Origin of the sequence: Yersinia thracica (assembly GCF_902170565.1) — a bacterium.
GTDB lineage: Bacteria > Pseudomonadota > Gammaproteobacteria > Enterobacterales > Enterobacteriaceae > Yersinia > Yersinia thracica.
On the sequence record NZ_CABHXX010000083.1, the window covers coordinates 1 to 9,886 of the forward strand.

Here is a 9,886-nt window from a genome sequence, read left to right on the forward strand (position 1 = left end):
GTATATATTTTTCTCAATTGGTTCCTTGCTAAATATCAGTATAAGAATGTTATCCCAGTTAGTGGCGATCCAGCTAAGAGTAATAAAGCCAAATAAGGGGCTTTCTAATCTTTTCGATATTGCTTGCTTTACTGATTCCTTTAATTCTTCCAATTTTTCATGCTCATTTATGGTAGTAAGATTATTGATGTATACTTTATTTAGTTCCACGTATAAAACTAATTAACTTATTAAAGCTAAATCCAATGCCAGAGATATTTGGCTCTAATATTATCGCGTCAACAATTGCTGAACCAATCCCTTTTTTTAATTCTTTTGCCACGCTGAAGTTAGATAAATCTTTTTCTAATTTTATATCTGAAAAAATATTTTCTATAAGTGAAATGACTTCTGTAGAAGTTTGACATATTTTCTTCAATGGAATAAGTATAAGTTTTAGATCTCCTTCTTTTGATTCTTTATATAACCCGGTTGCTTTTCTATAGCCATGATTATTTTCTTTAAAATAAGAAGGGTGGGCATTTGTTATTAATATTGCAGGTAGTATATTATCTCCTCGTTCATTGTTTATTTGATGCCAAGAAAAAACTTCGTTCTCAAAGTGAGCGAGTTCTGTTCCTTTAATTATAATGGTTCGGTTATTAGCTGCAATATTTGCTATTTTATTAAAGTTGTTATTGATTATTTCTGCAAGTGGCTCATGCCACCCATAATCAAGCAAATAAATAAGATAATCCCGGTCTTCACTTTTAGGGATATTTGTAAGAGAGTGAACATGAAGGCCCATAAACCAACTCCGCCGTGAGTGCTTAGATTATTGATAATATAGCAGAGAATTTATAAAATTTAGATATAATCGTTCAAAGAAAACTCAATAATTTTCTGCTATATATTCGGTTATTTAGCACACACAAACGGTCTAACCATCCCTTCACAATTTGCATTAAGGTAAGCTGCCTACCATTGACCATTGACCATTGACCATTGACCATTGACCATTGACCATTGACCATTGACCATTGACCATTGACCATTGACCTTATTCAACCAATGCGATACAAGCCATCGCACGGAAACCAAGACCATAAACTTCTGTTTGGGTCATTTAACACAGATCTCGTTGGAGCCGTAAGATCACATCACTATCACGCTGCAATAGCCTTATGTTTCTGCACTTGAATATAATCCCCCCACCATTGCATAAGATCTGCTCTTTCGACGAGATACTCTGCACGATTGTAAGCGGCTATAATCTCAGTGCTTTTGGTATGAGCCAAAGCCGATTCAAGCACTTCTGTCCTGAACTTACCGCATTCCTCTGCTGCTGTCCTTGCGATAGATCGCATACCGTGGGCAACCAATTCACCACCTAAACCCATACGGATTAACGCTGCATTGGCTGTTTGCTCATGCATATGGGTCAATGGAGTTTTTATGCTGGGAAATACCCATTCACGATGACTGCTGATAGGCTGCATATTTTCGAGTATACGAAGAGCTTCTTTGCTGAGCGGCACCTTATGAGGACGTTTCATCTTCATAAATTCAGAGGGGATGTTCCAGATTTTGTTTTCTGTATCGATGTCAGCCCAACGCGCACGAACAGCCTCTCCGGGGCGAACCCAAGTAAGCAACTGCCATTCAATCAGCATACGTGTTTCCAGCCGTATGGAAGCATTCGCCAGTGCAGCCATAAATCTTGGTAGTTCGCTGGGGGGAAGGGCGGGCATATTTTGCTTTTTAGGTTTACTAAAACGCTGACCGAGGTTATCAGCAGGATTAAACTCAATAAGTTCTTCTGTCGCTGCCCAGCGGAAGATTTCATTCAGGCGGGAAATGATTCGGCGCAGGGTTTCCAATACACCGCGTTGTTCAATTGGGTCAAGATGCTGCTTCAATAACTTAGGCCGGATCTCTTTGATAGGCACATTGCCTAATCCGGGGAAGATATTTCGTTCAAGACTACGCCAGATGTCTACTGCATGGTCTTTGGATATACCAGATGTCTTTACCTTCTCATCTAACCACTTTCGAGCAACGGCTTGGAGCGTGTGCTCAGTAGCATCTTTTATCGCGTTAGCTTTTTGTTCGTTGTGCGCTTGAGGGTCAATGCCATTAGCAAGCAATGATAGATATTCATCGCGAAGTGCTCTTGCTTGAGCGAGTGTTAAGTGAGGATAGAATCCAAGGCTCATTTTGGAACGCTTTTTCGTATAAGGCACGGCATAGGCGAGATGCCAGATTTTCTTGCCACTGGGCTTGATACGAAGGAACAAACCATCTCCATCCCATAGCGTGAATTCCTTATCTACGGGCTTGGCTTTTTTGATCTCTGTGTCAGTGAGTTTTGTTGCTACCTTTGGCATTTTTGCTCCCTCGTGTTTACTCCCTCTGCTCGAGGGACATTAGGAGGGTGCCATAAGTAGTGGTTTCTAGCAATTCTCAGTAGACTACTATAGACGTAAAAAAGCCCGCAAGGCTGGTTCCATGCGGGCTTAGTAGACTTTACTATACTTCGGTAAAACCAAAAGTGGTGGAGCTGGGGGGATTTGAACCCCCGTCCGAAATTACTACGCCGTCGGCACTACATGCTTAGTCCAGTCATTACATTCGCCGGTTAGCTGCGGACGGACACGCCACTAACAAACTATCCTGATTGGGTTTAACGCTTTCACCCCAGGCAAGGTGTCCACGCGATCTCTTTTAGGTTTGACCTCTCTTGATCCCCGTCCTAAGAGCGGAGGCTAGGGAGAGAGGGAATCTTCAGTTTCTTAGGCTGATTAAGCTGCTAAAGCAGCAGATTCGTATTGCGAGTCGTTTGCAATTATTTTTTTTGCGGTTTTTTACGAGGCCTCCGCACCTCGGCATGCACCTTGGGTTTCGCGAATCCCGTCGAATCCAGAATCAGCCCCAAAGAACTTCGCTAGTATAACAGAACTATGTCCTGCTAAGCCAGTCACTTAACGATTTGCGTGCTTCATGATGCGCGCTTTGTCTAACTTCCACTCGCGATCTTTAATATCATCGCGTTTATCGTGATCTTTCTTGCCTTTAGCGACACCGATTTTAACTTTAACCCAAGCGTTTTTCCAATATACGGAAAGGGCAACAACGGTAAAACCGTCGCGATTAACTTTACCAATCAGTGAGTCTAGCTCGCGTTTGTTTAGTAGCAGTTTACGGGTACGCATTGGCTCACAGACAACATGCGTCGATGCCACGTTTAACGGCGTAATGGTGGCACCAAACAAAAATGCCTCACCGTTTCTAAAGGTTACGTAGCTATCACTAATGTTGGCTTTGCCAGCACGCAGAGATTTTACTTCCCAACCTTGCAGTGAAAGACCGGCCTCGAACTCTTCTTCAATGAAGTATTCATGGCGGGCGCGTTTATTTTGCGCAATGGTTGCGGAACCGGGTTTGTATGCTTTTTTCTTTGTCATAGTATTGATCATTATACTGTATGCGGAGGCGAATGAAATCCTTTCCCGCAGGATGCCTGTGCATTTTGTCTCATTTGTTGTGAAGAATGCCTAGCAGATTTTTTGTCTGGCGGTGGATAAATGGTATTATCAGCGCGTTTTATGTCTCACAGGAAATGTTATGCCACAAATTAGCCGCTCTGCATTGGTTCCATTTAGCGTAGAACAGATGTATCAACTGGTTAATGATGTTCATTCTTATCCAGAATTTTTACCGGGTTGTACTGGAAGCCGGGTTCTTGATGCTACTGAAAATGAAATGACGGCTGCTGTCGATGTTGCCAAGGCCGGAATAAGTAAAACTTTTACGACACGTAATACATTAACTGATAACCAGAGTATTGATATGCAACTGGTGGATGGGCCGTTTCGTAAGTTAATGGGGGGCTGGTATTTTACTCCACTGAGTGCAGATGCCTGTAAAGTTGAATTGCACCTTGATTTTGAGTTTACCAATAAGTTGATTGAGTTAGCTTTTGGTAAAATATTCAAGGAATTAGCTGGTAATATGGTGCAAGCATTCACCCAGAGGGCTAAAGAGGTTTACAGTGTCTGATATTCGCGTTGAGGTGGTTTATGCCTTACCCGAACGCCAATATTTGCGGGTTGTTTCCCTTAAAGGAGGAAGCACCGTAGAGGAGGCAATCAGAGCTTCAGGTCTGCTTGAATTACGACCCGATATTGATCTAACAAAAAATAAAGTGGGTGTTTATAGTCGCCCGGTTAAGCTTGGCGATAAGCTTAATGATGGTGATAGGGTTGAGATATATCGCCCATTAATTGCGGATCCTAAAGAATTACGCCGGCAGCGTGCTGAACAAGCAAAAAAATAAGGCACAATCTGTGCCTTATTTTTTTTGTAGCCCTAGACTGCCATTGAAGAAGAATGTGAATTATTGTGTGGCTGCGTAAGCATTAATAGGCTGTGTGCCTAAAACCTTAATCAGTAATTCTTTCCTCAACCTGTTCTGCAATCGTCGGTTAAATCAATTTTCTACTAGCGTTGGTTCATTCTTGATATCAGTTAGTACACCACTGCTATCAAAGGTCAACGTTAATGTTTGTTGTGTCACTTTTTCGTGGCCAGGTTGCTGACGGAATACATAGAACCACGTTTTAGTTCCAAACGGATCCTGCAACATTGGGGTGCCTAAGGTATATGCCACTTGTTGCTGGGTCATACCCTTATGAATTTTGGATGCATCATTAGGTGATAAATAGTTACCCTGATTAATATCAGGCCGGTAGACCACCTTCTCCAGCGTTGAACAACCCGCAGTAAGCATTGCAAGCATCACAGCGGCGGCAGTCAGCATTTTACAGCGCATAGTAATCACATTCCTTTAGGGCGTAGGATGACGATGATAATAGACCTTGCAGCAGTTGGGAACCTTTACAGGGCACCTGTATGACCTCTAGAACGGAAAAAAGTTAATCTTTTCTACGCTGCGAGTAATTCTTTTGCATTTGCTAAGGTGTTTTTCGTCACTTCACTACCGCCCAGAAGGCGCGCCAACTCTTGCAAGCGGGCTTTTTTATCTAACCGATGCATATGGGTTTCGGTTTCAGTACCATCAGTTTGTTTACTCACAAAGAAATGTTGATGGCCACAACCTGCAACTTGGGGTAGATGAGTCACACACATCACCTGAGTCGATTCGCCTAACTGGCGCAATAGGCGGCCTACTATGGCTGCTGTTGGCCCACTAATACCTACATCGATTTCATCAAAAATTAGTGCAGGGGTATCCATTTTACGCGCTGTAATGACCTGAATAGCCAATGCGATGCGAGAAAGTTCACCACCTGAAGCAACCTTAGCCAGCGGTTGCAGTGGTTGACCTGGATTCGTGGTGACGCCGAATTCAATTCGAGTAGCGCCTTCCGCACTCAGATGCTCCGGTTCAAACTGGGTTTCAATAGCGAATCTGCCGTGCGGCATGGATAGTTCGCGCATACTTTCAGTAATCAGCATGGCCAATTCGTCAGCATAATGCTGGCGTTCTTCATGTAAGCGTTTAGCAATAGCCAATGCATGCTGATAGTGAGTATTGACTACATGGCTGAGTTGTTCGTGATCATTCTCTTGTTGTGATAGTTGTGCTTGCTCATCGAGCAATTGCTGATGAAATTGCGGTAACTCTTCCGGCGCAACATGGTGTTTACGGGCCAGATTTAATTGGCGAGATAACCGCTGCTCCAGTTCATACAGACGATTTGGGTCCATATCAAATTGTTCGGCATAGTGGCGTAATTCATCACTGGCTTCACTGATTTGGATCGAGGCCTCTTCCAGCATATTCAGCAAATTATTAAATTGCTCATCCATTCCGGCCAGTTCTGTAAGTTGGTTTTTGGCTGAGTAGAGTTGGCTGAGAATATTATTCTGCTCATCATCAGACAGTAACTGTAGGGTTTGTTGGCTGAGTGACAACAACTGACCACTGTTTGCCAGACGTTTATATTCGACATCAATCTGTTCATATTCCCCGGCTTGTGGGGTGAATGAATTCAACTCTTTTAACTGATATTGCAATAGCTCGTGACGAGCATTACGTTCCAGCGATTGTTGCTGATGCAGTGCCAACGCGCGACAGCTTTGATGCCAAAGTTGATAAGCTGCTTTCATTTCCGCCAACAGGGTAGATTGGCCTGCGTAGGCATCTAATAATTGCTTTTGATGGTCAGATTTTAGTAACAATTGATGAGCATGTTGGCCGTGAATTTGGATCAAATGTTGGCCCAGTTCCCTCAATTGGGACAACGGCACTGCTGTTCCGTTAATAAAACCCCTTGAGCGGCCATCAGTGCCAATAGCTCGGCGTAGCAAGCATTCATTACTGTCATCAAGGTGGTTGTTTTCTAACCACTGACGGGCTGATGGAGTATCTGCTAGTGAGAAACGAGCACAAATATCGGCACGAGTTGCCCCTAAACGTACCATGCTGCCGTCTGAACGGCTGCCAAGGCACAGCCCTAATGCATCTATGGCTATGGATTTCCCAGCCCCAGTTTCACCAGTAATTGCCGTCATTCCGGGCTGAAAATCAATCTCTAACTCACGTACAATTGCAAAATTACTGATGGTTAATTGGGCCAGCATGGTAAATCTCCTGTACATAAACACATGGCTGTATTTGAATACAGTATAGACTGGTTTTATATACAGTAAAGAGCCTGAGGCACTTTTCAGAATAATTTTTTTGACCAACCCAACTTTGTACTTAACGTATTGAAATAGCTGTAGTCCTTAGGGTGAATAAGATTGAGATGGAAATCACTGCGCCGGATTAGGACTTCTTCACCCTCCTGAATTGGCAGTGCTATCTGGCTGTCACAACTAATTTCCAGGTCACTGGTGATTTGGGAAAACTTAAGGCGAATGGTGCTGCTACTATTAATGACGAGTGGTCGAGCGGTTAGGGTATGTGGGAACATGGGAACCAAGACGATGGCATCCAGTGTTGGCGTCAATATTGGACCACCCGCAGAGAGTGAATAAGCGGTTGAACCGGTGGGAGTGGCGATGATTAGGCCATCAGAGCGTTGGGAAAATGCGAAGCGATCATCGATATACACTTCGAATTCGATCATATGGGCTACTTTGCCAGGGTGCAAAACTACCTCATTGATTGCGGTACTGATGCGGCTTTGCTGATCTGTTCGTGTGACTTGTGCTTCCAGCAAGAAACGTTGTTCATTGAGGTATTCGCCTTCCAATACATCGGAAAGTTGTTGCAGCGCATTATCAGGGTCTAAATCAGTCAAAAAGCCCAGATTGCCTCGGTTGACGCCAATCACTTTGATATCATAACGGGCAAGTACTCGAGCGGCGCCCAGCATATTGCCATCACCGCCGACCACGACAGCTAAATCAGCTTTTTGGCCAATATCAGCCAAGCTACCTGTAACAGCGTCGGCTAAGTTGAGATCGTTAGCAATCTGTTGTTCAACCATAACGTCATACCCTTTGGTGTTTAACCATCGGTAGAGCATTTCATGGGTGGCAAGAGCGGCCGGGTGGCGTGGGTGACCGACAATACCAATACACTTGAATCTTTTATTATTCATTGCCGTGATTTTCCTCACTGGGGGGGCTTTTACCCCAGATTATGACCGGTTCCCTTGAATCCCCGGTTTTGATCCCCATAATAAGCCAAGTAGCGAGATTAATGCTAAAACGCGGAGATATCCATGAGTAGTAAAGAACAGAAAGCACCAAACGAGCAAGTCTCGGAAGAAATGGAAAATGCAGCAGAGCAGCAAGTGGAAGCGACACAAGAGACGGGTGAAGGTGTAGAACCGCGTGTTGCCGAGCTTGAAGTGCAGTTGGCTGCGGCCTTACAACGTGAGCGCGAAAGCTTGCTACGCGCGAAGGCTGAAGTTGAGAATATCCGCCGTCGTACCGAACAGGATGTTGAAAAAGCGCATAAATTTGCGTTGGAAAAATTCTCATCTGAATTATTGCCTGTGATCGACAATCTGGAGCGCGCGCTGGATACTGCCGACAAAACCAATGCGGAATTGACTGCGATGATAGAAGGCGTCGAACTGACCCTAAAATCATTGCTTGATGCCGTAGGTAAATACGGTATTCAAGTTGTCAGCGAGACAAATGTACCGTTTAACCCTGAAGTTCATCAGGCAATGACGATGCTTGAATCTGCTGATCACGAGCCAAATCACGTCATGATGGTGATGCAGAAAGGTTATACGTTGAATGGCCGTTTGTTACGCCCGGCGATGGTCGCGGTATCTAAAGCAAAAGCTTAAAGGTGTCCTGATAGGTAAAAGGCACCTTGATGGGTGCCTTTTTTATTTTTCTCGTTAGCAAATGATGTTTTATTCTGCCGTTGGCAGCTTAGGTTGCCAGTCAATTGGCTGCTGACCATGTTGCTGCAATAGTTGGTTAGCTTGTGAAAAGTGTTTACAGCCAAGAAAACCGCGATGTGCGGAGAGTGGTGATGGGTGTGGAGCTTTCAAAATAAAATGGCGCTGGGTATCAATGATTCGGCCCTTTTTCTGCGCATGTGCTCCCCACAGCATAAAAATCACACCATCACGATGTTCATTCAGCGCCGCAATGACTTTATCGGTAAAGGTTTCCCAGCCGAGGTTGGCATGAGAGTGGGCGTTACCTGCTTCGACCGTCAGCACAGTATTGAGTAGCAATACACCTTGCTCAGCCCAGCTTTGTAAAAAACCATGGTTGGGGCGCTGGAAGCCGGGAATGTCAGTGGCCAGCTCTTTGTAGATGTTGACCAAAGAGGGCGGTGCGGGTACGCCGGGCAAGACGGAAAATGATAATCCATGAGCCTGATTAGGGCCGTGGTACGGGTCTTGGCCCAAAATAACGACTTTGACCTGATCCAATTCAGTCAGACGAAAGGCATTAAAGACATCTTTTTGTGGTGGGTAGATGGTTTTGCCAGCACTGCGTTCTACTGCTACATAGGCCAGCGTATCTTTAAAGTAAGGTTGCTCTTTTTCGTGGCCGATCACATCGTGCCAGCTAAGGGAGGCGGGCATAATCACTCTCCTTGGTTTCTCTAATATATTGATATGCACTAGCTTACCGTTTCAAACCTGTGAGTGAAACTGTTAAACCAGAGTCTGTGATGTGATGATGTTTTTTTGACCTTTTTATGCAAAAAATGTTGAAAATTTACAAAAATAATTGCTGTAAGCCAGATTGATAAAATTGATATAAAACATAAATTTGCCAGTGACGTGATTGCCGTGGAGGTTAAAAGATTGATTTATGTCAAAGAAACGCAGCTGTCTGACTGGTATATAGAACAATAAGACAACAATGGTTTTACCAAATAACCAAGATAGTTTTTTCCCCCTTGGAATTTATAGCCGTATTACGGAGGCCCCAAATGATTACTGGTATTCAAATTACTAAAGCTAACAATGAAGCCTTGCTGAACTCTTTCTGGCTGCTAGATAATGAAAAATCTGAATTGCGCTGTGTTTGCGCTAAAGCTGGTTACGCAGAAGATCAAATCGTTCCGGCCAGCGAGTTAGGCCAGATTGAATATCGTGAAGTTCCGCTGGAAGTGCAGCCAACTGTACGTGTTGAAGGTGGTCAGCATTTGAACGTAAACGTTCTGCGCCGCGAAACACTGGAAGATGCAGTCAAACATCCAGAGAAATATCCTCAGTTGACGATTCGTGTATCCGGTTATGCCGTACGTTTCAACGCACTGACACCAGAACAACAGCGTGATGTGATTACGCGTACTTTCACTGAAAGTCTGTAATTCTTGTCATAGTCATTAATTTTCAAAATATTAAATTTGAAAATGTTAAGGGAGCCAAATTGGCTTAATGCCAGTCAGTTAAGCAACTGACTGGCATTTTTACGTCTCGCTGTTGGGTATTTTTCTGGTCTTTCTTTA

General features: G+C 44.0%; 11 protein-coding genes and 1 other RNA gene. 4 read left to right on the plus strand and 8 right to left on the minus strand.

Translation table 11 applies throughout. The annotated features are described in order from the left end of the window. Window positions 1–196: 196 nt before the first annotated feature. From FTA91_RS11475 to smpB, 4 genes are all read right to left on the minus strand, one after another. Complete coding sequence (locus FTA91_RS11475) at window positions 197–787, minus strand: hypothetical protein (protein WP_050928443.1); 591 nt, start codon at window positions 785–787, stop codon at window positions 197–199. 358 nt (window positions 788–1,145) lie between these two features. Continuing rightward, entirely contained in the window at window positions 1,146–2,366 is a 1,221-nt protein-coding gene (locus FTA91_RS11480) for an integrase domain-containing protein (protein ID WP_145583382.1), read from the minus strand. 165 nt (window positions 2,367–2,531) lie between these two features. Next, window positions 2,532–2,912: a transfer-messenger RNA gene (gene ssrA, locus FTA91_RS11485) on the minus strand. 48 nt (window positions 2,913–2,960) lie between these two features. Further along, window positions 2,961–3,443: an SsrA-binding protein SmpB gene (smpB, locus tag FTA91_RS11490; RefSeq protein ID WP_005166313.1), complete on the minus strand. Its 483-nt coding sequence runs from the start codon at window positions 3,441–3,443 to the stop codon at window positions 2,961–2,963. Window positions 3,444–3,603: 160 nt separating this feature from the next. Between smpB and FTA91_RS11495 the strand changes: the two genes are divergently transcribed. Next, on the plus strand, window positions 3,604–4,038 hold the full coding sequence (locus FTA91_RS11495) for a type II toxin-antitoxin system RatA family toxin (protein WP_038635588.1): 435 nt from the start codon (window positions 3,604–3,606) through the stop codon (window positions 4,036–4,038). Further along, window positions 4,031–4,315 carry an RnfH family protein gene (locus FTA91_RS11500; RefSeq protein WP_050116153.1) on the plus strand — a complete coding sequence of 95 codons (285 nt, stop codon included), beginning with the start codon at window positions 4,031–4,033 and terminating at the stop codon, window positions 4,313–4,315. Before FTA91_RS11495 ends, FTA91_RS11500 begins: the two co-directional genes overlap by 8 nt. 153 nt (window positions 4,316–4,468) lie before the next feature. Here the strand turns inward: FTA91_RS11500 and bamE are convergent, their stop codons facing one another. From bamE to nadK, 3 genes are all read right to left on the minus strand, one after another. After that, window positions 4,469–4,810, minus strand: a complete 342-nt coding sequence (gene bamE, locus FTA91_RS11505; RefSeq protein ID WP_050116155.1) for an outer membrane protein assembly factor BamE — start codon at window positions 4,808–4,810, stop codon at window positions 4,469–4,471. A gap of 113 nt (window positions 4,811–4,923) precedes the next feature. Continuing rightward, the gene (gene recN / locus FTA91_RS11510) at window positions 4,924–6,585 is read right to left on the minus strand and encodes a DNA repair protein RecN (RefSeq protein ID WP_186366564.1); all 1,662 of its coding nucleotides are present in this window, start codon (window positions 6,583–6,585) and stop codon (window positions 4,924–4,926) included. Window positions 6,586–6,671: 86 nt separating this feature from the next. Then, entirely contained in the window at window positions 6,672–7,553 is an 882-nt protein-coding gene (nadK, locus tag FTA91_RS11515) for an NAD(+) kinase (protein WP_050116158.1), read from the minus strand. Window positions 7,554–7,676: 123 nt separating this feature from the next. Between nadK and grpE the strand changes: the two genes are divergently transcribed. Further along, window positions 7,677–8,255 (plus strand): nucleotide exchange factor GrpE, encoded by a 579-nt coding sequence (grpE, locus tag FTA91_RS11520; protein ID WP_050116159.1) that lies wholly within the window; start codon window positions 7,677–7,679, stop codon window positions 8,253–8,255. 69 nt (window positions 8,256–8,324) lie between these two features. Here grpE and ung read toward each other — a convergent pair whose 3' ends face one another. Further along, window positions 8,325–9,011 (minus strand): uracil-DNA glycosylase, encoded by a 687-nt coding sequence (gene ung, locus FTA91_RS11525; RefSeq protein ID WP_050116160.1) that lies wholly within the window; start codon window positions 9,009–9,011, stop codon window positions 8,325–8,327. Between the two features lie 353 nt (window positions 9,012–9,364). Here ung and grcA point away from each other — a divergent pair, with 353 nt between their 5' ends. After that, entirely contained in the window at window positions 9,365–9,748 is a 384-nt protein-coding gene (grcA, locus tag FTA91_RS11530; RefSeq protein WP_050116161.1) for an autonomous glycyl radical cofactor GrcA, read from the plus strand. Window positions 9,749–9,886 lie beyond the last annotated feature (138 nt).

Coding starts and splice junctions, on each gene's coding strand:
- bamE (WP_050116155.1), bottom strand. CDS start 4,810: ATGCGCTGTAAAATGCTGACTGCCGCCGCTGTGATGCTTGCAATGCTT.
- FTA91_RS11495 (WP_038635588.1), top strand. CDS start 3,604: ATGCCACAAATTAGCCGCTCTGCATTGGTTCCATTTAGCGTAGAACAG.
- nadK (WP_050116158.1), bottom strand. CDS start 7,553: ATGAATAATAAAAGATTCAAGTGTATTGGTATTGTCGGTCACCCACGC.
- smpB (WP_005166313.1), bottom strand. CDS start 3,443: ATGACAAAGAAAAAAGCATACAAACCCGGTTCCGCAACCATTGCGCAA.
- recN (WP_186366564.1), bottom strand. CDS start 6,585: ATGCTGGCCCAATTAACCATCAGTAATTTTGCAATTGTACGTGAGTTA.
- grpE (WP_050116159.1), top strand. CDS start 7,677: ATGAGTAGTAAAGAACAGAAAGCACCAAACGAGCAAGTCTCGGAAGAA.
- FTA91_RS11475 (WP_050928443.1), bottom strand. CDS start 787: ATGGGCCTTCATGTTCACTCTCTTACAAATATCCCTAAAAGTGAAGAC.
- grcA (WP_050116161.1), top strand. CDS start 9,365: ATGATTACTGGTATTCAAATTACTAAAGCTAACAATGAAGCCTTGCTG.
- FTA91_RS11480 (WP_145583382.1), bottom strand. CDS start 2,366: ATGCCAAAGGTAGCAACAAAACTCACTGACACAGAGATCAAAAAAGCC.
- ung (WP_050116160.1), bottom strand. CDS start 9,011: ATGCCCGCCTCCCTTAGCTGGCACGATGTGATCGGCCACGAAAAAGAG.